At 33.3% G+C, this 23,935-nt stretch carries 11 protein-coding genes; 4 read left to right on the top strand and 7 right to left on the bottom strand.

Annotated elements, in window-relative coordinates; translation table 11 throughout:
• The first annotated feature begins 2,012 nt into the window (after positions 1-2,012).
• Positions 2,013-3,200 (top strand): glycosyltransferase family 4 protein, encoded by a 1,188-nt coding sequence (locus F6K40_RS19235; RefSeq protein ID WP_293138685.1) that lies wholly within the window; start codon positions 2,013-2,015, stop codon positions 3,198-3,200.
• 238 nt (positions 3,201-3,438) lie between these two features.
• On the opposite strand, the gene F6K40_RS19230 is transcribed toward F6K40_RS19235, so the two are convergent.
• From F6K40_RS19230 to F6K40_RS19215, 4 genes are all read right to left on the bottom strand, one after another.
• Positions 3,439-4,599: an aromatic ring-hydroxylating oxygenase subunit alpha gene (locus F6K40_RS19230; RefSeq protein ID WP_293138683.1), complete on the bottom strand. Its 1,161-nt coding sequence runs from the start codon at positions 4,597-4,599 to the stop codon at positions 3,439-3,441.
• A 792-nt stretch (positions 4,600-5,391) separates the two neighbouring features.
• Complete coding sequence (locus tag F6K40_RS19225; protein WP_293138681.1) at positions 5,392-8,304, bottom strand: CHAT domain-containing protein; 2,913 nt, start codon at positions 8,302-8,304, stop codon at positions 5,392-5,394.
• Positions 8,305-8,842: 538 nt separating this feature from the next.
• On the bottom strand, positions 8,843-9,247 hold the full coding sequence (locus F6K40_RS19220) for a thioredoxin family protein (RefSeq protein WP_293138679.1): 405 nt from the start codon (positions 9,245-9,247) through the stop codon (positions 8,843-8,845).
• A 47-nt stretch (positions 9,248-9,294) separates the two neighbouring features.
• Positions 9,295-10,008 (bottom strand): NnrU family protein, encoded by a 714-nt coding sequence (locus F6K40_RS19215; RefSeq protein WP_293138677.1) that lies wholly within the window; start codon positions 10,006-10,008, stop codon positions 9,295-9,297.
• Between the two features lie 707 nt (positions 10,009-10,715).
• Here F6K40_RS19215 and F6K40_RS19210 point away from each other — a divergent pair.
• Positions 10,716-11,720: a LysR family transcriptional regulator gene (locus F6K40_RS19210; RefSeq protein WP_293138675.1), complete on the top strand. Its 1,005-nt coding sequence runs from the start codon at positions 10,716-10,718 to the stop codon at positions 11,718-11,720.
• Between the two features lie 97 nt (positions 11,721-11,817).
• Here the strand turns inward: F6K40_RS19210 and F6K40_RS19205 are convergent, their stop codons facing one another.
• A complete protein-coding gene (locus F6K40_RS19205) occupies positions 11,818-12,405 on the bottom strand; it encodes an acyl carrier protein phosphodiesterase (RefSeq protein ID WP_293138673.1) in 588 nt (195 codons plus the stop codon).
• A 1,503-nt stretch (positions 12,406-13,908) separates the two neighbouring features.
• Here F6K40_RS19205 and F6K40_RS19200 point away from each other — a divergent pair.
• Together F6K40_RS19200 and F6K40_RS19195 are read left to right on the top strand one after the other, a co-directional pair.
• Positions 13,909-15,204, top strand: coding sequence for a hypothetical protein (locus F6K40_RS19200; protein WP_293138671.1), 1,296 nt, complete (start codon positions 13,909-13,911; stop codon positions 15,202-15,204).
• 46 nt (positions 15,205-15,250) lie between these two features.
• Positions 15,251-15,565: a hypothetical protein gene (locus F6K40_RS19195; RefSeq protein WP_293138669.1), complete on the top strand. Its 315-nt coding sequence runs from the start codon at positions 15,251-15,253 to the stop codon at positions 15,563-15,565.
• A 361-nt stretch (positions 15,566-15,926) separates the two neighbouring features.
• Here F6K40_RS19195 and F6K40_RS19190 read toward each other — a convergent pair whose 3' ends face one another.
• A complete protein-coding gene (locus F6K40_RS19190) occupies positions 15,927-17,762 on the bottom strand; it encodes a putative bifunctional diguanylate cyclase/phosphodiesterase (RefSeq protein ID WP_293138667.1) in 1,836 nt (611 codons plus the stop codon).
• Positions 17,763-18,578: 816 nt separating this feature from the next.
• A complete protein-coding gene (locus F6K40_RS19185; RefSeq protein WP_293138665.1) occupies positions 18,579-22,940 on the bottom strand; it encodes a PAS domain-containing protein in 4,362 nt (1,453 codons plus the stop codon).
• Between the last annotated feature and the right edge of the window lie 995 nt (positions 22,941-23,935).

Here is a 23,935-nt window from a genome sequence, read left to right as displayed (position 1 = left end):
AAGATGAGGTACAGTTACGATCCCCCTAAATCCCCCTTGAAAAGGGGGACTTTGAAGACTCCCCCCTTTTTAAGGGGGGCAGGGGGGATCTAAAACTGTATCTCACCAATTTGAGAAACGCTATATTCAGATAATTTATAGCATAAATAAGCAGCTATTCAGTTGATAGAAGTGTTATTAAACAGATGGTTAATATCATGTTCGGATAATTAGTTACAGGACTTACGCAAAATACGGAATTATACACCAGATGTAGGGGCGAATGGCATTCGCCCTTACTAGATATAGCGGTTCTGCGTAAGTCCTGAGTTATAAAAAAGTTTTTGTTTGTAGTAGGGTTTGAGCAATTGAAATATCCATCTTTTTGCTAGAGCAATACTAAGACAGCTTCTAATTATCACTATTCAACCGGACATGATATTACTTGATTCATAGTATTAAAAAGTTGAGTTGCTGGTTGATTGTGATAATTTCGTATATTTTTAAAACTTCTGATCGCTACAACTACATCAATTTATTGATAATTATTCCATGCATTTTTGATGTGCAAATAATCCAACCAATAATAATTATAAACCACAGGATACCAGCTTTAATAATAAATAATTACTTCTTCTTAAAAAGAAGGGTTAGTTAAAAGGAATTTTTTTATTTTTTTCTCCTTTAAAGGAGAGACTTTAAACCTTAATTATTCGGTAAACCTAACTCATTTACAGCGGTTTTCATTTCAGTAAACCACAGTAGGGACGTTCCATGGAACGTCCCTACTAAGTTTTGCTTGTGAATATGTGGTTCATCAATCTGAAAAGCGCTGTAATTGTTTTTTCCAAGTTGCTTGAAAAAGTTCAGAAGCTAGATTTTCTTGATCACCAAAAAAAGCAATATTTTCAAAGCGATCGCCTCGTAAAGAATCACGGGTAATTAATCTAGTTTATGGCCATTGAGACATATAATAACTGTCTTTAACTTTCTGCACTTCTGTGGGATTTTCTACTACATGAAGTTAAGCATAACCATAAGATTTTGATTCAACTACCGTGAAGTTTGAAATACATCTCGCAATGGGTGCTAATAAACATTTCAATCCGAGAAAAAGACTTAATTTTTTTAGTGTTATTTTGTGGAATCAAATAGCTAAAAAATAGTTCCTTTTCTCATATTTATGGCTTGCTGATTAAATCTGAAAGTGTTTACAGAGCCAGCTTTTGGCTTTTTTAAGTATTGAAAAGTGGGAGATTTTGAGTTGAAAAGCCTCAAAATGTTAGTATTTTAGAAGCATAGTTGGACAGAAAAATTGAGGAACAATTCTAACTCCTACCTCCTCTAAATTCCTATTTCTACTGACTACTTACTACTGACTACTGACTACTACAAAGAGCAAAAATACTTTTTCAGCAAACCCTATTTATTCAGGAATTAACTCTCAAGAAAGTAATGTTAAGCTTTGATTCTATAAACATCTATAGGTTACTTAATATTTTTTGATGATTTCTCATATTTGTATGGTGAAACTTATTTTTGTTGGCGTTGCTGAAATGTAATGGTCATTAGCTCAAGAGCAAATCGGAAAATATATTTTTTGCGTCGATACCCGATCTAAAAATCATTGCTACTCAGCAATACCTTTTTGTTAATTTTTTGAGATTCTAGATTGATGCAAATTAATGATATCTTAAGCATAAGCAATAAATTGATTAACAAAAATGATACCCTAATCTTGAAATGCTTCAATCACAAAATTTATCCTCTATCTAAATCAGTTGATGGCCTTGACAAAAAGAAAAAAATAGTATAAAAATAAAATAATAACTACATAGAACTATTAACAAGATTTTTTGGTATACTAATTAACCGGGATTTACCTAACTACTCAAGAATAGTTAGATTAGGGAATCTGTAATATTGATCGGGAAAATTATTAAATATTCGGTCTTTACTTTAGAGTAAAATGGCTAAAGATTAGCTAAAGATTAAGAGTTGTAAAAATAGTCAAAATTTGGGAGTTAGTAATTATGAAAATTCTAGTATTAAGTTGGGAGTTTCCACCAAGAATTATAGGAGGAATAGCACGTCATGTTGCAGAATTATACCCGGAATTGGTGAAATTAGGACATGAAGTTCATTTAGTTACAGTCAAGTCTGGCGAAGCACCAATGTATGAAATTGTGAATGGAATAGAAGTCCATAGAGTGCCAGTTGGACCAAGCCAAAACTTCTTTCATTGGATAGGAAATATGAATGAAGCGATGGGTCGTCATGGAGGAAAACTAATTACAGAAGAGAAAAATTTTGATCTAATCCATGCCCATGATTGGCTAGTTGCAGATGCAGCGATCGCTCTCAAACATATCTTTAAACTACCACTAATAGCTACTATTCATGCCACAGAAAATGGTCGCCATAATGGTATTTATAATCATAGTCAACAGTACATTCATGAAAAGGAAAAAGAGCTAGTTTATAATTCTTGGAGAGTTATTGTTTGCTCTAACTATATGCGAGGGGATGTAACTAGAACCTTAGATAGTCCCTGGGATAAAATAGATGTAATTTATAATGGAATTTGTCCGGGTAAAAAACCACGTCGAGATGAATTTGATTCTGTACATTTCCGTCGGCATTTTGCAGAAGATCGAGAAAAAATTGTCTACTATTTAGGTAGAATGACTCCTGAAAAAGGTTTGTCAGTTCTAATTCATGCTGCTCCAAAAGTAATTGAAGAAATGGGAGATCGGGTAAAATTTATTATGATTGGTGGTGGCAAAACAGACCATTGGAAACAAGAAATCTGGAATTTAGGAATTTCGGAAAGATTTTGTTTCACAGGGTTTATGTCTGAGGAAAATTTAGATAAATTTCAAGCGATCGCTGACTGTGCAGTATTTCCGAGTCTTTATGAACCGTTTGGTATTGTTGCCCTAGAAAGTTTTGCAGCAAGGGTGCCAGTGGTGGTTTCAGATACAGGTGGTTTGCCGGAAGTAGTTGAGCATGGTAGAACAGGTATTGTTACCAAAGTTGGTAATCCTAATTCTTTAGCATTGGGTATTCTAGAAGCTTTGAGAGATCCTAGCATTGTCCAAGAGTTAGTGCATAATGCTTATCAGGAATTAGACCATAAATTTTGTTGGTGTAGGATAGCAAAACAAACAGATGGAGTGTATCAGAGAGTAGCAGCAGAAAGATTGCAAGTGGTTTGGTAATAAACAAGAGGAGTCATTTCAGTTATCAGTTATCAGTTATCAGTTATCAGTACCTCTGGCAGATACCTGACGCTTGAAATACTGAAGTTTATTATATAAAATCCGGTTAAAAATTCGTCATTGCGACGATAGGAAGCAATCTCTTATGTTTAGAAGATTGCTTCCTTCCACGAGTGTAAGTCGCAATAACTTAGTGGTAGTAATTATCCGGATTTTATATTAGACAAAATAAAATCAATTATTTTCCCCTACTCCCTACTCCCCCTTCTATATAATTTAGCACATTGATTTGATATTGATAGACTGATTGTTCTAAATCTTGCGCGATCGCACCAATAGAAAAATAGGGAGACTTTAGTGACCGTTGTTGTTGTTCGCACACATAAATATCCTCAGCCATAAAATCCCCAGACGCGAGGGGATCGTCCTCATTACCCGTACCATACTTATCCAATTTTCGCTTCCCAAAATAATTCCAAGATTTCCATTCCTGCTGCATATACTTCCAGTTAGATACAGGCATCACCTTCGACCTAATTTCCACAATTGAGCGATCGGGAGCAACTGGAATGATATGAAATGTAGACCAACTTGATTCAGTTTCACCTAATCCCAGATTGGGAAATAGCATCGGTGTATAAGCACCAATTTTATCTTTTGGTACATGATCGATCAGAGGTAATGGAGAATTATTCTCTATTCCTTCCAGATAATCCTTTGCTAGTGGTTCATAAAAATGGAAATGCTCGCCGACAAACCCCGAACGTTGTCGTCTATGGTCATACATAAACAGGGTTTGAGAATGGAGGTGAGGCAAATGATAGCCATCAATATAATTTTCGACAATAATTTTCCAGTTAGCGTTAATTTGGTGACTGGTTCTACCTTCAACATATTCTACCAGTTTTTCTGGCTGATGATGACCTAAATACGGTTCAAGAGGGTTAAACCAATCAACAAAAGAGTTGGCATCAGGATCGGGGTGAACAAAAATCATACCTCGCCACGTCCCTACTGAAGCTTTATGCAGGGATAGAATTTTGAAATCTAGATCGGGAAATTGGGTTTTGCACTCTGGTACAGCAATGAGATTGCCATCAAGATCGTAAGTCCAGTCGTGGTAAGGACAAGCGATCGATTTTTTACGTTTCCCAAAAGTCCGAAGTAGTTGGGTACCACGGTGACGACAGATGTTGTGGAAAGCACGCATTTGTTTGTTATCATCCAACAGCACTAAAATATTATTAACTCCTGCTTGCACAGTCAGATAATCTCCTGATTCGCTCAAGTCTTCAACAAATCCAGCAAATTGCCAGGTTTGACTAAAGATACTTTCTTGTTCTCGATCAAACCAATCTTGTGAGGTATATGCTTCAATTGGTAAAATGGGCTGTATCATCTCAGTTATCAATTATCAGTTATCAGTTTTTTAGTGGAAGTAGGACAACATTTCAGTTATCAGTTATCAGTTTTTTTCAGTTATCAGTTCTGATCGGTGAACCGCATTAAAAAAATGATAATCCAGTAGGGACTAATCATGCTTAGTCCCTACTGTATGGTTGACTCATTCGTGAGAGCGAAAAACAATCATCAGGATAATAAACCCGCTTTCTGGTGGAGATGTTTCAACAATTAACAATGGCTTTGTTGTATGAAAACATATAGCTACTGCACAATAGGCAAGCATATCTACTTCATACTTCTACAACTATTGTCCAATAAATAAATCAAAGTTTTCTTTCTTAAAAAAAGGCTGAAACTTTTACCTGCAAAGGCTTTGATCGATTTAACTATTGGCCAATAAATGAAGAAAGCATCAATAATCTGAAAGAGGGTGATATAGCTGCCACTAGGTTCACCTTTCATGTCGGGGACAACCGAAAAGCGGAACGGATGTTAAGAAGGCTACTTTGATGCAAAAAAGCCATTAACAATTAATAATGCAAGAATTATTTAATTATTAATTATTCATTACTTCCTCAACATTTAAACCAAGAGTTTGTGCTACTTGTTCCACACTCATTCCCATTGCTAATAATTGAGGAATAGCATTTCTTCCTCCTTGTTCTGCTTGTTTAGCCGGTTGGCGTTCTTGTTCTAATTGGTATTCCCTGTTCCCTGTTCCCTCTTTTTCGGAGATGTCTATTGTAACAATTATTGGATAATTTCATCAACAGTTAAACTTACATTTTCAATTTGCCTCTCCAGTTAAAGTAAATGCTGCCCAATTTTTGACTTCGGGAAATTTTTTTAGAGTTGTTAACATCGCCTTTCGTAGAGCTTCTGCTTTATTTCCAGTAACATTTAATTGACGATAAAATTCTACCATTAATGACTGGGTGGCATCGTCTGGAACTTTCCATAAAGAGACAACAATACTAGGCGCACCTGCCGCTAAAAAAGAACGAGATAAACCTATTACTCCATCTCCTGTAATTTTTCCACGCCCTGTATCACAAGCACTTAAAACCACTAATTCGGCATTCAAATTTAGTTCTAAAATTTCATAATAAGTAAGAAATCCATCGTTATTTTGATCTGGAGTAAATGCTAATGCTCCTGGTGATCCTAAACCTGTAATATCTGTCAGTAAACCGTGAGTTGCTACATGAATAACTCGTGCATTTTCTATTTGTTTTTTTACTAAACTTTCTGTTGCTATATTGCCAATTACTGCTTGAGTTTCTAGGAAATTCGCTATTTGTTTGGCTTCTGTTTCGGCACCAACTAAAGGGTCTAATGGTTTTTCGTTTAGTTTAGGCATGGAGGGATTACCTATTACTAAATCGCTTTGATTTTCATTTCTGGGCAAGCCAATTATTAGGTCGTTTTGTGGACTTGCTTTTTTATTTTCAACCCGTTGTTTGTGGGTTAATTCTAATATTTGAATTGCTGGTGCAGTTAGAATTGTATGTTTTTCGATTAAGTATTTTTCTTGATTATCCATTAAGGCAACAAAGGGAATTAAAAATAATTCTCTTTGGGGTATAAATATTACCCGCTCTTCAGGATTACTGGGGAGAATATCTGCAATCGGTTCAATTAATAATTCGTACAGTTTTTTGAGTTGAGCTTGTGGTTGATATGGTTTGACTAAAAGTGCCTTACGAGCATCTATAACTAGGTCAGTTAAAGTTTGATTTTCTAGAACAGATTTAAACTCTATTTGACGAAATTCTATTTCTCCTTTTGGTTGAACTACCCAGATATAAAGTTGGTCTTCAATAATAGAATATTCAACTATTGTTGCAGCTTGTTGGGCAGCTATTTTTTGAATTTGTTTGAAGGTTGGAGGTTGAATATTGGCTTTAGTAATAGCTTCCGAAGAAAGGCGATCAAATAATAATTCTACAAAGGCTCTAGCACGACCTCTTTCAGAAATTTCTAAAGCATCTTTTATTTTATTTTGTTTAATTAAAACTTTTTGTAATTTACTATAAGTATCTACATGAGTCTCAAATAGTGAAACTTTTAATGAATCATTACTACCTATTTTTTCTCTGATTGATTCTTTGACTTTGATGGCAGCTCGCAAGTTTTTTTCTGCTTGTTTCAAATCTCCTTTTGCTAAATAAGCTATGCCTAAACTTTTGAAGGCTTCTGACTCTCCATAAATTTCTTTAATTTCCTGAGAAATTGCTAATTGTTCCTGAAAATAATTAATTGCTTTGTCATACTTTTCTAAAGTCAAATAATTCTGACCTAGTTGATTCAAAGAAGCTGATTTTGTGTAAATATCATTTGTCTTAGTAGCTATATCCTCAAAAAATTCTATCGCTTCATTATGTTTTCCTAAAGCAGTATAAACACCACCAACATAGAATGCTTTTCTCCCCATTGCTGCACTTTTTTCATAGTATTTAATAGCTTTTTTGTAATTTTTTTGAAAATAGTAAATATTCCCAATTCCTTCCAAAGCACGCCCTTGAATATCGGAGTCATTCATTTTTTTTCCTCTGTCTAAATATTGCTTTTGATATTCCAAACTTTTATCATAATCTCCTAAATATAAATAAGGTTGTGATATGTCATATAGTCTTGCTGTAGCCGCATAAAAGTCATCAATTTCTTCAGCTAACTTCAAACTTTGCTGATAATAATCAATAGCATTAACATAATCATTCAACCAATAATAAGCCCATCCTACACTAGATAAAACTTGTACTTGCCCAGATATATCTCCAATTTCTTGATAGATTCTCAGAGATTTTTTAGCAGTTTCTAAACCTTTTTGATATTCATGAGCATAGCTTACTAAATTATCAGCTTCTAATCGTAATCTTTCAGCTTCTGCTTTTCGAGAGTCTACTTCTCGCAAGCGATCGCTATCTACACATTCATCCTCTGAGCGATCATACCCTACATAAGTTATACAATATTGATTATTTTCAATCTCAAAAATTTGAGCTAAATACCATTGTTCATTCCACAAAACTTCTACATATTCATTGATTTGATAATTATTATCTGTCTGAGAAAAATCAGAATTATTTGGCTCTATATTTGTATTAGTATTTCGACGATAACCTTCCAGTCGCAGTCTTTCTGCATCAACTTTTCTCGGATCTGCAATGCGAATACGAACTCTATCAATACACTCATCCCAAGAACGATCATAACCTACATAAGTTATACAATATTGATTATTCTTGTTCTCAAAAATCTTGGCTAGATACCATTGGTTTTGCCATAATACTTCTACATATTGATTGCGTCGTAATCTTTCTTCTGTAGAATTTTTAGATTCAAGAGGACGAATGCGATCGCTATTTATACATTCATCCCAGGAATTATCATAAGTCGGATAAGTAATACAATATTGATTATTATTAATCTCTAAAATTTTTCCTAGATACCAATTTCCTTCCCAAAGCACTTCTACATAATCTCCTACTTTATAACTTTGTGCTAATACAAAAGGTTGATTAAATTGTGATTTTTCTGCTATTTCTGAATATTTGAAAAGTAGATTTTGCGGGCTTTTAGCTATTGAAAAATTTTCAGATGCCCTAGCTTTTTCGGTAATAGTCAAACTTGAAATTACCGATAATTTAACCAAGATTATAGCTAATAATTGACTGAAATTTGGAATATGTTTAATCATAATTTTTGACTCAACTTATGGCAATTTTTATACTGATAAAATACAGAGATAAAATAGGGAAAAGTATAAATTAATAAAAAAAAGCTGATAGCTGATAGCTGAATGCTTAAAGCTATAATTATCAGAAAATCGAAAGAGGCTAAAACTAGCTCCAAAGGAAATAAAAATTTCCTTCATTTCTAGTTTTAACCTCTTTATGTAAAACTCAGCAACAGTATGATTAACGATTAACAAATCGCTAGTCTATGTTCACTAGATAATATGACCAAAAAATCAGGTCTCAAACCTCCACTTGGATAGGGGATGAAAAAAATATTCGATTCAGTATTTCAAGGTTTTAGCTTCAGTCTTATGTACTAATAACTGTTAACTGATAACTGAAATGACTGCCACAAATAGAAATTTCCCAATATTTACTAATCAAAAAAAATCCCTAAAATCCAAAATCCTAAAAGCCTTACTAACCAATACTTTTAAATTTTGAATTTTGAATTTTGAATTTTGAATTTTGACTTCCGCGTAGTGGCACTAGAGTTATCTATCGGGATGTCTTGATGCCTGAATTTTGACCTGATGAAATTAACTGTGGTTGCCAAAGTTGATTTAGGTGACGCTCTTGATAACTCAACATAAAAGCATCCAATGTTCTTCGGAAATCTTCTCGTCCCTGAAAATGATCCAGTCGATTAACTATTTGACCATTCTGAAACAGAATCAAAGTAGGCAAAGTTTGAAGTTGATAGCTACTAGCAAGCTTTAAACTTTTGTCAGCATTCACCCCTACCAGCTTTAAGTGGCCATTCCACTCAGATTGATATTTAATTAACTGGGGGACAATCATTTTACAAAGGCCACACCAAGGTGCCCAAAAATGAACTAAAACTGGTTTAGAGGACTCCAAGACCTCTTCTTTAAAACTATTTTGGTTAACTGACAAAACCATGATCCTTGAATGTATATTAATTAATTTTTTTATATCCTGGGATCATGCTACCAATATACGTTCCCAGTTGCACGAATTAATAGAGGATGAGCTTGCCAGAATAAGAGGACAAAAACTCCTACCCCGAGGTAAGCCCATCGGAGAAACTCATGGAACTGTAAGGTTTGACGTCCTTGGATAATTGCCAGAAAAGGAATAATTGATGTTCGAGACTTTAATTTCTCATAAGATTCACCAAAACGTTTCTGAAGTCGGCGATCCCCATGCCAAACCCCAAATAAGTGGTGTAGGACAAGGCCAACTGAGGTAACTAAAGTAAAGCTTGTCCCTAGCCAAAGGGTATGGGCAATACACCATATTACTTGGCCTACCATTTGGGGATGGCGGGTAATACGAATAATTCCTGTTTCATGGAGATGGACTTGGGGCTTTTGAATTGCTGCAATTTCTAATAGATTGAATGTAGAGGGATAGAGGAAAAGGAATGAAATTGCTGATAATATCCAAACTATAGGTTTGACAATTGGGATACCTTGCAGTTGCCATAACTGTATGCCATCGTAACGGTGATTGAAAAAGTAAACAATCAGAACTACTGCTAGTGGTAGACTGACTAGGGCAAATAAGATACGGTAGGCTCTAGGACCAATTTTAGTTTCGGCCCAGGAACGGAGAGAAGCTAAACCACTATGAGCGATCGCAAAACTTAGCAGTAACCCCAAAATAATCAAATGGCTAGGGGTTAACAAATCATTAGACATGGCCACCAGAGGAAATTGATAATAAAAGTTAACTTTTGGAGGAATCGTCCAGCAGTATGATAAAGGAACTTCATTAATGGATAATGGATAATGGATAATGGATAATTACCTCATGGCTATTCCCCCATACATTCTTGCTGTGAGTAAATTTGAGAAGAGCGAGAATGTCCTAACCGCCCTAGTGACGGCTGTAAATAAAAAGCTATCCTAAGATATCAAAAAAGTGTAAATTCAAACTTGTCAACATTTCCCCACTCTTTTCATCCTTTTTCAAAACCTATAGAGTTATAGCAGTGGAAGCAAAGGGCGCGGACATTTATAAATCCTGTTTGCGGAGCATTTCCACAGGAAAAACCCTTTGACAGTTTACTATTCCCTATTCCCTAGCGCGTAGCGCTATAAATTAAAGGCCATTAGGTCAGCAATTTGTCCATTAGGGAACCCTTTCGCCGTCAAATCAATTCAAAATTAAAAATTATTAATTCAAAATTATGACCTCTGCCTGTTTGTGTAGCATTCCGCAGGAAAGTCAGAGGCTGGAAATCAGGAAAATATTTTTGATTTTTTCGTTCTGAAGAACGAGGCTTGAATCCTTAATTAAACAATTATTGAAATTAAGGAATGAACCAAAAATTTTGAACTTTGAATGCGTGAATCTTGAATTCAAAAAATGGTCAACTCCCTAAATTTCTTTTTCCTTTAACAATATGTCTGAGCTTCCTTTCTCTCTGGACCAATTACGCATTCTCAAAGCGATCGCTGCTGAAGGTAGCTTTAAACGAGCTGCCGATAGTCTGTTTGTTTCTCAACCAGCAGTTAGTCTACAGGTGCAAAACTTAGAACGACAGTTGAATGTGCCTTTATTTGACCGTGGGGGCCGCCGGGCACAATTAACTGAAGCTGGTCATCTACTACTTACTTACGGCGAGAAAATATTATCTCTTTGTCAAGAAACTTGCCGGGCGATCGAAGATTTACAAAATCTCCAAGGAGGTACTTTAATTGTTGGTGCTTCTCAAACCACTGGCACTTATTTACTACCCGGAATGATTGGGATGTTTAGACAAAAATATCCTGATGTTGCTGTACAGTTGCACGTTCATTCTACTCGTCGTACTGCTTGGAGTGTGGTTAATGGGCAAATAGATTTAGCTATTGTTGGGGGTGAAGTTCCTCCAGAATTGCAAGAGTCTTTGGAAATTATACCTTATGCTGAGGATGAACTGGTCTTAATTTTGCCTGTTTCTCATTCTCTGGCCGAAAAGGAGAAAATTCAAAAAGATGACTTATATAATTTAAACTTTATTACTCTGGACTCTCAATCTACTATTCGCAAAGTTATTGATCAAGTATTATCCCAGAGTAACATTGATACTCGCCGTTTGAAAGTGGAGATGGAATTAAGTTCAATTGAGGCAATTAAAAATGCTGTTCAGTCTGGTTTGGGGGTGGCTTTTGTTTCTGTTTCTGCTATTGAAAAGGAGTTACAAATTGGGGTTATGACTACAGTAAAAATAGAACAGATAGTTATCAATAGGATATTATCAGTTATTTATAATCCTAATCGTTACCGTTCTAAGGCAGCAGAGGCTTTTAGTAAGGAAATTTTGCCTTTGTTTTCTACTTTGAATTTTAACCCCGATCATATTAAACCTTTATCTAAAGAAATACAACCTATAGAGATAGTAACAAATAACATTAATCAAACTTGAATAACTTTTGAAGACAAGCAATAATTACTGTTTTATGTACTTAGATACTAATCTGGCAGGCACTCACTATTTTTTCAACACTAAACCGGATTTAGTATCACTTATGTAAAGTTTGTACATAATTAATAACTTCCGGGAAAAAAATCAAAAAATCTGACTTAATTTCAGCATAATTTTTGAGCAGCTCATTAGTAGCACTAGCTAAATTATTTTCTCTGTTTAAACGTCGAGACAAGCGCACAAAAGTCAAGTTAATTCCTGATATTTTTTTGTAGGAACTAAGCCAATTTTCAGAGATGATTTTCGGCAAAATTTTTTTTAACCTCTCTGGTAAAATTTCCTGATTCTTTTTCAAAAGAACGTAGATTTTTTGTACAAACACATCTAAATTTTCATCGGAAAATAAATTCCAATGATTTGCCAGAAAATGGTCGTAACAAATATCTATAATTATTCCTGCTAAACGTCTATGACTCTTGCTAATTCTATTTTTACTTCTCAAATATATTGGATGAGTATCGGTAAAAAAATCAACTTGACGATGAGTTTTAATACCTGTAATAATTTCATTACTATAAATAGTTTCATATTGTTCTAAATGACCTTTTACAAAGTCCCCTAATAGATTTCCTATTTGTGATTCGGCAGTATTTTTTGCCAAGAATAAATGAGCTAAATAGTTCATAAATTATACCATTTTGATCGAATAATGCCACAATAATAAAAGTCAGAAAGAAAGCAGAAAGAAGAAGTTTTAAATCAAAAAAAGAGTCATTTCAGCTATCAGTTATAAGTACCTTTATGGAATAAGGAGATTTCAAATACGGAATCTTCTTTTTTTTATCCTCTTATAAAGATACAGCAATTCCCAAAAAGCGTGAGGTATAAAATTCTTTGGTTTTAGGGAACAGGGAACACTTAACAGGGAACAGGGAATAGGGAATAGGGAATAGGGAATAGGGAATAGGGAATAGGGAATAGGGAGTAGTAATTCTGATTTCGTAGGAATAGATAAAGAAGAAAAACAACTGTACCTCCGAGAGCTTGGGAAATGCTATATCCTCTTAAAAGAGGAGACTTAAGACCCAAATTTTTCGGTAAAAATGATAGGTACAAGCACAGATTTTATAAGCACTAAGCATTCAGGGGACGGACATTAGTAAATGTCGTTTGTGGAGCATTCGGACACCGCAAACTCACTTACTTTATGACTTTTAAGTACATGACTCTCTTGCTGCATATTCCCTTGCATATTAAACCCACGTGGAGTCATACCACCTAGGTTTTAAGACAACACCGGGTTTTACCTCTTTTAAAGGCATTACCTGTGGGTAGCACTATAGATATTGTCGATAAAATTTATAAATTGTCTTTACTTTAGTAGCATCAATTTATAATACCAAATCCGGTAGTATCGGTGTAAAAAGCATATTATTCCGGGTTGATATTAAATGCCTCACCATACTAATATCTACCTCCCATAAACTCGCTTTCTTAAAGACTTCGATTGCCAGCGGATTTGATATAATTTCCTTTTTGTAGCATTCTTCTTAATAAAATTTCTTAGGATAATAATATATAGCAATTCCCAAAAAGCGTGAGGTACAAAATTCTAGGTTTTAGGGAACACTTAACTGGGAACACTTAACTGGGAATAGAATAAAAATAAAATATAGATGTACCATTAGACTCTGGGAAACGCTATATATAATAAACCAGTATCTATAGAAATTCTTTAAAGATATTAATTTACCTCATAAGAGATTGGAGCGTACTCTAAGTGTTAATAGACTTGTTGAGCAACTAAATCTTCAAGCTGGAATAAAGCTATAGATAGAAATCAGTCTGTAGGGGCGGGGGGATCAGTATTCATATTCTTAAAGTTATGGTAAATTTTTTTGTGACAAATAATTCCCTATTCCCTATTCCCTATTCCCTATTTTGTATTTCCTTTACAAACAATCTCTAAGCTAATAAAATATAGAATAAGTTAGAATCCTGATGATTAAATTTCCCTAAATTTTTCTTACCGAAAAATCAAGGTTTAAAGCCTCTCCTTTCAAGGAGACAAAAGAAAAAAAATTCTTTTTAACCAATCCTCTTCTTTTTAAGAAGAGGTAATTATTAATTATTAATTGTTAATTATTAATTATTGAAGCTATTTTATGAATTAAGTGGGTTGTGTAATATGGCAAATACTCTAGAATCAATTATTAATCTACCGAAACTAAATTCTGAGTCTACTCTCAGAGAATTACCTTTGATAGATTTCCAAGTAAGTCCGATGACTCCAGTAGAATTAGTGGCATTTCAGTTTAATCAACAATCTGAGTTACCTGGAGTTATAGTTGCCTCTGATCAAAAGTTTTTAGGGATGATTTCTCGAAATTACTTTCACGAACAAATGAGTTCTCCTTATGGAAAAGAACTATTTATGAAACGTCCCATTGAATATTTTTTAAAGGCTAATAAATCTTTTGATAACTGTTTGATATTATCTGCTGAAGAAAAAATTCACTTGGCTGTACAAATAGCATTAAATCGTTCTGATCAAACAATTTATGAACCACTTGTCGTTAAATTTCTTAGCAAAAAAAATTCTGATTTTTGCGTTTATTTTTTACTAACTTTTCAAACTTTAATTTTAGCTCAATCTCATAGTATAAAAGAAGTCAATAATGAGCTATCTCGTTACAAAAATTCGGCTAAAAATTGTTTGATGCAGCTACAAAGTAAACAATATAAACTTAAGCAACATACCGAAGCCTTAAAAGTACAGAAACAAGAAATTTTAGAGAGAAATAAGTTATTAGAAAAAAAACATAATGAACTAATTAGTCAATCGAAACAAATTAAGAATCTGAACCAGAAGCTGAAAGAAATTACTGGTTTCATTTCTCAGGAGGGAAGAAAAGCATTTTCTGCAACATTTGAAGGTGTACAAAAAATCAATAAAAATATGAATAAAATTGTTAATATTGGTCAGTTGTTTACAAATGATCTAAAGCTAATTAACTCTACATCAAATAAAATAGAAAGAATTAGTAAGCAAGCAGAGCATTTAGCGATACAAGCTTCTATCGTTGCTAGTAATTCAGGTTCACAACTTAGTGGTTTTAGCCATATAACTAATGAGATTGGAAAATTGGTGAGTGAAACATCTGAAGCAGGCCGTGAAATGAATGAAATCACTAATAAATTGATTCCGAAAATTTCTGAACTTAATAATTTGGCTGAAACTGGTAAAAATATTGCTCAGTCTCTTGTAGAAAATAATCAGCGCTCTGAGAAAACATTAGATGAGTTAGAAGCATTAATTCAACAGCTCAACTTAGATACAAAACCAGTTAATTTCTGTTCTATTGAAGATAAAAATAGAGAACTTTATAAGTCGCAAACATTTCTAACAAAACCAGAAACAGATAAAGAAAAACTGGTAGAAAAAATTAATTCTACTTTAGATAAAAAAAATTCTACTTTATAGTTAAACTAGGAGGTTATGTAATAACTTTACTTGATGGAAAATATTAATGAATAAAAGCAGAATCATTGTTACTCCAAATCACTTTCTTTATCAAGATGTTCAATTATATCATCTTAAGCTTCAAGGTGTAGGTAATCAGGCTACTGGATATCTATATTGTAAAAATAATGAAACAGTTAGTCGAGCAGTTTCTATGGATAAAATTCAGTTAGAGGGACTTTGTAAGGTTAAACAAGTTATTGCTTTACGACATAAAGCAGTTATGGATATTAAACCTATTCTAGAAGCACATAACTGGGAGGTAATTCCTATTTCAGAGAATAAGATGAAATCCATGAAAGTTGATAAAAATAATAACTAATATGATCTTTTTTAATTCAAAATTCAAAATTCAAAGTTCAAAAATTTTGGTTCATTCCTTAATTTCAATAATTTTTTCTGTTTAATTAAAGGATTTAAGCCTCGTTCTTCAGAACGAAAAAATCAAAAATATTTTCCTTATTTCCTGCAGAATGCTGCGCAAACAGGCAGAGGTTATAATGAGCGAATTAATCATTTTGAATTAATCATTTTGAATTTTGAATTGATTTGATCAGGCAGAGGTTATAATGAGCGAATTAATCATTTTGAATTAATCATTTTGAATTTTGAATTGATTTGATCAGGCAGAGGTTATAATGAGCGAATTAATAATGCAAGAATTTTGAACTGATTTGACTTCGTTAAAGCTGTTCATCCGTCAATGATATTACTTGTTTTTTTTGTTGATTTATCCAATCATTAATCATTTGAGGACAACTAGCTAAAGATTCTGCTAAAGAGGCAAATTCTACCAAAGGTAATGGGCGATTAAATACATAACCTTGAAGTTCATCACATTTATTTTTAACTAAAAAAGCCAATTCTTCCTCAGTTTCGACTCCTTCAGCTATGACTCGTATATTTAGTTTCTGAGCCATTGAAATAATTGCTGATGTTATAATTTGGTTAGTCGAATTAAGATCAATTTTTCTAATAAAGTTCTGATTAATTTTTATCGAATCAATAGGAAATTTTTCCAGATAACTTAAAGAAGAATAACCTGTACCAAAATCATCTATAGCAATTTGAATACCTAAAGTTTTTAGACCATGTAAACTTCTAATAGCTGTTGTTTCGTTTGTCATCAAAATAGTTTCATTAATATCTAACTCTACATAATTAGGAGCTAAACCACTATTTAAAAGAACTTTAACTAATCTTTGGCGTAAATCTAATTGATTTAATTGACGAGCAGATATGTTAACTCCTACTCGTATTTTTCCTATACCAATATCTTGCAAAGCTTTAACATCTTCACAAGCACTTTTCAAAACAAATTCCCCTATTGCTTCAATTAATCCGGTTTCTTCTGCTAATGGTAAAAAGTGTCCGGGTAATATTATTGAACCATCAGAAGTTTGCCAGCGTATTAGAGCTTCAGCACCAACAATTTGACCTGTTTTTAAATTAACTATTGGTTGGTAGTAAATTTTAAATTGTTTATTTGACAAAGCTGAATACAAATCATTCTCTAATTGTAATGTATTAGTACTTTGATATTTGCCTGCTTCTTTTTTATAAAAATTATATCGATTATCTCCTTGTATTCGACAATATTCCATAGCATTCCTGGCTTTTAAAAGTAATTTTCCAAGTTTTTCACCATCAACAGGATAAATACTAATTCCAGCATTAGCACTAATCAAAAACTTTTGTTGCTTTAATACATAAGGTTGAGTAAATTGCTCTAAAATATTTTCGATTATAACTGTAGTTTCGCTTTTCGTATTAATTGGTTCCAATATAATTACTAATTCATCTGTATTTAAGCGAGCAATAATACTGTTTTGAGGAATAAATTCCTGAATTTTTTTAACTATAGATTTAATTAATAAATCCCCCCATTCGTATCCTAAATCATTGATACGCTTGAAGCGATTAATGCCTAAACAAATCACAGAAATAGTTGGTGAAAAATCTTTCTTAAGAGCGTGGATTTTACTAACAAATTTAGCAAACTTATCTGACAGAATGATTCGACTCGTCAGAGCAGCTAGCTCCTCTTGATTTGTTAACCCTTCGAGCTGATTTTTTACCTGTTCAATTTCTTTAATGTAGGATAACTCTACTGCTTGTTCTCCTTGATATTTTTGCAGAGCAATCTCAATTGTAGTTCTTAAAGCTTGAGGTTTAAATGGTTTGACTAAATAACCGTAAGGTTCGGTTAATTTTGCCCGCCCCAATGTATCATCATCTGCATAAGCAGTCATATAAATAACAGGTATTTTTAATTCAGAACGAATATGTCCAGCAGCTTCGATACCATCTAAATCTCCTTGAAGCATAATATCCATTAGCACTAAATTTGGATGGTTGTTTGTTGCAGCTTCAATAGCTTCTTCACCAGAGTCTACAATTCCAATTACTTCATATCCTAATTTTTTAAGATTTCTAGCAATATTTTCCGCAGCAATTAGTTCGTCTTCAACAACTAAAATTTTCGTAGGAGTTTCAGAAGTATTTTGATTAATATTCATAAAATTTTTCCTGTATAAGTTAGATAAATTAATTGTATACAATATATAGATTATATCAAATCCAATAAGTAGAGCGTGGAAAAAAGCAGAGAAACCGGGTTTGGATAAAATGCCCTACAATAGATATCTCCAAAAAATAAACTTGCCCTTTATTTAAGATAGACTAGAATTGTTAAACTTACCCTCCAAAATCATTTTTAGTATTTTTTTTATGAAAATTAATTCACTTTTCCCTATTCCTTGTTGCCTGTTCCCAGTTAAGTCTTCCCTGCTTTGGCAAAAAATCTATATTTTTTTCGGAGATGTCTAATAGACATCTCCGATAATCAAAAATCAAATCAATTCTTATTGATAAATTATCAATTACTCCCTTCCTCGGAGGGGTTAGGGGTGGGTTCCCCCGGTTCCCTGTTTCCTGTTCCCTGTTCCCTCTTTTCTGGAAATGTCTAATACTAAAATCGACCTCCCACAAATCTGGTTTCTTATTAATTCCAAGGCAAAAAGCAGAGAAACCGGGTTTGTATCAAATGCCCTACAATACTAAAATCGACCTCCCACAAATCTGGTTTTTTATTAATTCCAAGTCAAGCGGGTTTCATATTATACCATAGTATTTTCCTACTCCCCATTTCCCATTACCGAAAAATTTTGGTTTAAAGCCTCCCCTTTTAAGGAGATAATAAATAAAAATTCTCTTTTGAGTCAATCCTCTCCTTGAAAAGAAGAGGTAATTATTAATTATTCATTATTAATTATTAATTGTTGAACCACTCCGTATTTTCCTAAAGATTTCAAGATTTATTGTTAAAGAATAGATTAAAATCTGGGTTTATACTTAAGAGGAGAAAATCTTAAATTAACCACTGTCCCCTGAGTACCATCAAACTCTATTTCAGCTTTTAATTGTTTAGAGAGAATCCGCACTAACTTTAAGCCTAAAGAAGAACTATTCTGCAAATCAAAATCTGCGGGTATTCCAATACCATTATCTCTAATTGTGAGGTAAATTTTTTCCTGTTCATCTTGATGTAATTCAATTCCAACTTCCCCATTTTTACCATTAGGGAAAGCATATTTTAAGGAATTAGTTACCAACTCATTAATTATCAAACCACAAGGAATTGCTGTTTCTAAATTCAGACTTATAGATTCTACATTAATTATCGGATTAATTATACTTTCTCTATTAATGTAGGAACATAATAAATTATCCATTAGAGTATGAATATATTCACTAAAATCAATTTTCCCTAAATCTTTTGACTGATAGAGTTGTTCATGGATCAAAGCCATTGTTTGAATCCGATTTTGGCTCTCAGTAAATAATTCTAGAACTTTTTGATCTTCAATATAATCTGACTGTAAATCTAATAAATTAGAAATAATGTGTAGATTATTCTTAACTCGGTGATGAATTTCTTTGAGCAAAACTTCTTTTTCCTGGAGAGAATTTTGAATTTGTGCTTCTGCTTGTTTGCGATCGCTAATATCAATACAACTACCAATATAACCAGTAAAGCTATTATTCAGATTAAATCTGGGAACCCCTGTATCGAAAACCCAACGATATTCACCATCTGTTCTTCTCAAGCGATATTCAATAGTAAATGGTTGGCGATTACGAAAATTTGCTTGGTAAGTTTCCAGATAATTTTCCAAATCTTCAGGGTGGATACCCTGTTGCCAACCATTCCCTACTTCTTGTTCTAAAGTACGTCCAGTAAAGTTTAACCAGGTTTGATTAAAATAGCTAAAAAGGCAATCCCTTCCGGACATCCAAATTAATACGGGAGCGCTATCTGCCATCATCCGAAAGCGTTGTTCGCTTTCCCGAAGTGCTAACTCTGCTTCCTGATATTCTAAAGCACTAACAAAAATCTCACTGATAATTTTTAACAGATTAATTGTAGAATTTGTCCATTTGCATAATTGACGAATTCCATCGAACCCAATAAAACCGATTAATTTGCTTCCAGAAACCATAGGGATACATAACAAAGATTGAATTGACTGTGCTGAGAGTATTTGTTTTTCAATGCTTGCTTCCAGAGGTAAATTCGAGACTAGAGGTATGTGCACTACTTCAAATTTATAGAGTTGCTCCATTAACCATGGTAAATCATCTATGGGAAGATTTTGTAGATTGTTAATTTTACCTTCTATTGCTTTAGCAAACCATCGATAAATCTTGCTAACTTCAATTCGATCACTATTTACTAAAAATAGATAACTACGATCTGCACCTGTTAACTCACCAACCTGTTTTAATGCTCTTTGCAGACTACTATCAACTTCGTTAGGATTAAGATTAATAAAACTAGTAGAGATAGTGGAAACCAGTTTTTCTAATTTTAGTTGTTGCTGGAGAGTTACTTCTGCTGCTTTGCGAGCGCTGATATCTGTATGAGTGCAAATCATTCTCACTGGTTTACCCGTTTCATCTCGAGCTACTACTTTACCATAAGTTGCTATCCACTTCCATTGCCCTGATTTAGTTCGTAGTCGATAGTCGAAGGCAAAAATAAACGAACTATCTTCTAAATGTAAATTCAAAGCATCCATCACCCAATCTTTATCTTCCGGGTGAATTAGCATCTCCCAACTGTTAAAATTTCCAGATAGATCATTTTTATCATAACCTAACATTTCTAACCATCGCACACTGTAATAACATTTCCCTGTAATAATATTCCAATCCCATAAACCATCTCCTGAAGTTTCTAATGCAAGTTGTAGTCGTTCTTGAATCAGTTGTAGCTTTGTATCTACCACCTTATCTTCACTAATGTCTTGTACTATTCGAGCTATTCTATAAACTTCCCCTGCCTGATTTTTGATCGGAAACGCACAAATCAATATCCAACGTATTTCCCCGTTAGGTAGTACAATGCGACATTCTTCTTCTGCTTTTGTTTCCAAGGAATTTGCTAAAGTTTTCCCGACTTTCGGGCGATCTTCTGGATGAATAACATCTAGAAAAGAGTCTGGTGATGCGTATAAGTCATCGCAACTATAACCCCAGATTTTTTTATAGCTAGGAGAAACATAAATAGTTTGATGATTTTGCAGTTCTTGTATCCAGAAAAAACTGTTAATATTTTCCGCTATTTGATAAAACTTGTCTTCACTTTCTCGTAATGCTATTTCTGTTTGCTTGCGTTCCGTAATATCTAAAACCGTGCCGAAAAGTTTGATGATTTTACCTGCCCGATCAACAATAGATTTTCCGCTAATTAATATATGTTTGACTGTAGCATCGGGGCATAATATTCTTTGCTCAATTTTGAAATTTTGACCCTGGTTAATTGCCGAATCAAATGCTTTTTCTATTGTTGGTAAATCATCAGAATGAACTAATTTTAAATAATCTTCCCTACTTACAAAATTTGATTGCAAAGGTAAACCCAAAATAAAATATAATTGTTCTGAACATCTAAACTCACCTGTAGTTAAATCATTTTCCCAAGTTCCCATACCAGCAATTTTTTCAGCTTCTATTAATTGTCTTTGATTAATAAAAAGCTGTTCTATAGATTGTTTTTCATCTGTAATATCTCGTACCACTGTATAGATTAAATTTTCCGTTAACAAAGGAACGCTATTCCAAGCTAACCACCGATAAGAACCATCTTTTGCACGATAACGGTTCTGGAAATTAAAAGTTATAGCACCCTCAGAAACCCTTTTTGTTTCGGCAACAGTAATATCTAGGTCTTCTGGATGTACAAATTCAAGATAAGGTACTGCTAATAGTTCTTCTATACTATAGCCTAAAATTTTTGACCAACTTGAATTAAGCTGTTTAAAATAACCGTCAGTACCAATAATTGCCAATAAATCAACAGAAAGATCAAAAAAGCGATCGCTTTCTCGAAATTTATTTTTTAGCTCCTCATTTATCTGCTTAAAAGATTCTGCTAAATCTTCTATTTCTGTAAACTTAACTATCTCTTGCTTTAGGGATAAATCCTCTTCAGTAATATCACTTTTTTGAGTGACTTTTAATAATTTGTATATTGGTTGAGTTATCCAGCGAGATATTAACATAGCTAAGTAAGTAGCTATAATTATTGCTAATAAATATAAGAAAATAGTCAGTTTAGTATTTTGATTAATTTGTGCCATAAATTCTGATGTTGGCACAGCTACTACAATCAACCAATCTAAGCCATTTTTATTTTCCCTGGGTATTACCTCCACAAAATATTGTTTTCCTTGAAATTCCAATTCTAATTGTTGTTTTTTTTCTAACTGATTAAAACTGGTTGATTCATTTATTATTTCAAGAAATAATTTTTCCTGCACTTTAGTAATAGGTAACTGCTTACCAGGAATTTCAAATTTAGGCTCCGATGTTTCATTCAAAGAACTAGCTACAATTGACCCAGATTTTTCTATAATAAAAATCACACCAGATTCACTAATATTTACTGTATGAAGCAACTTATTAATTTGTGAAATTGGTAACTCAACCGCTAAGACTCCAATCAGACTATTATTCTGATTGTAGACTGGATAACTCGCTGATATAGCAAATAATTCTTCTGATTCATCCCGATTATAAACTTTACTCCAGAGAGGTTTACCTGCCTTAACTGCATCTTCATACCAACTTTCAGTTTGATAATTATCTTCGTAACTTTTAGATATTTCTGTAATATTCCCTCTTGAGTCTATGACAGATTCCACCATCATTTCTGAATTAGATTTAGTTATTAATCTAATGACCAAACTCTGATCATTATTTCTCTTAACTCCCACAAATTCCCCATTGGTACTGCCAAAATTAATCTGACCAACATTAAACCGTTTAATTTCCTGCAAAAACAAACTTCTTGTAACCGTTAAATCATTAAAATTTAATAACCCAAACTTAATTAAATCTTGGTTAATTTGATAGATTAAATCAACAGCTTCTAAATAATCATCTAAATCCTGACTAACATAATGACCAATTTTCAAATTAAATTGAGTTGCTAATTGTTTAACTGAACTTCTTTCCTTTTGTAATAATGTCCACCAGAAAAATCCCACCGTAATATATATGGGAGTAATCAAAGATATGAACAAAACAACTCCCAATGACACTTGACCATTTTTCCAGAAAATAGTATTTTCTGAAGTTAGATAACTTCTCAGTTTTTTGAACAGCTTTTTTACTGTTAAAATTACCATCATTTTTACCTCAACTATTCTTAATTAGAACTTTTGTTAGCCTTGGTTAAATCAGCGCTCTAAAATCAGGACTTACCCCAAAAAAACCGATTTCTAGTTTGTTTGCTCCAGATATTAATATTGTGGGATCTCTAACACAAACCCCGGTTTCCGAAAGGGTTTCTAGTAAGAATATTTTTTGCTTGTTCCCTATCCTACAGCGGTTTTCATATGAATAAACCACAATGATACTGACTCCTAACTCCTTACTCCTTACTCATTACTCCTTACTCATTACTTCTACAACAGTTTTATGGTCTACTCAACTGAAAAGCGCTGTAATCCCCCTATTCCCTATTCCTTAAAATTAATATAGCTAAGAAAGAATTGCTTAGGAAATATACCAAATTCAAGTAGTTAGTAAGCAGATAGGTTTACAGCATTTTTGGAGTTAGTAAGGTACAAAGTTTTATCGTTTTAGTAGATAGGTAAGAGAGATTAGTCTTCTAGTATACCTCACCATCCTAAAAAGTGCTGTAATTATCCGCACAATAGGAATGAAAATTCACACGCGGTGAAAACTTTTTGATAACCTATTTATAGGTTCTTTTTCAGATTTTTGGTTTTAATCTTTATTTATGCCTACCTACTTAATCAGTAGTTAAAACAACTTTTTTCCTTGCTATAAATCTTAGTCCGAATGGAATTTCATATCTTATGTCACCAATGCCGAATTAGTATTATTTACTCAAAGCATAATAAAGGGACTAAAATCAGAAATTGTTCATCTGTAGTCAAAGTTTTCCTGTCTCATAGATTACTTTTAACTTTTATAGCAGTCGAAGCAAAGATTAGGACATTTCTAAATCCTGTTTGCGGAGCATTTCCCTATCAGAAAAACCCTTTGACAGTTTACTATTCCCTATTCCCTATTCCCTATTCCCTATTCCCTAGCGCGTAGCGCTATAACTTTTAACTTTTTTCCTGCTAGATATCAACTTCATCAAATACCAAACTGC

The sequence above is a fragment of the Okeania sp. SIO3I5 genome, from assembly GCF_010672085.1.
In the GTDB taxonomy this organism is placed as follows: Bacteria; Cyanobacteriota; Cyanobacteriia; order Cyanobacteriales; family Microcoleaceae; genus Trichodesmium.
Note: the sequence above shows the minus strand (reverse complement) of the source record. Positions and strands in the feature narration are given on the sequence as shown.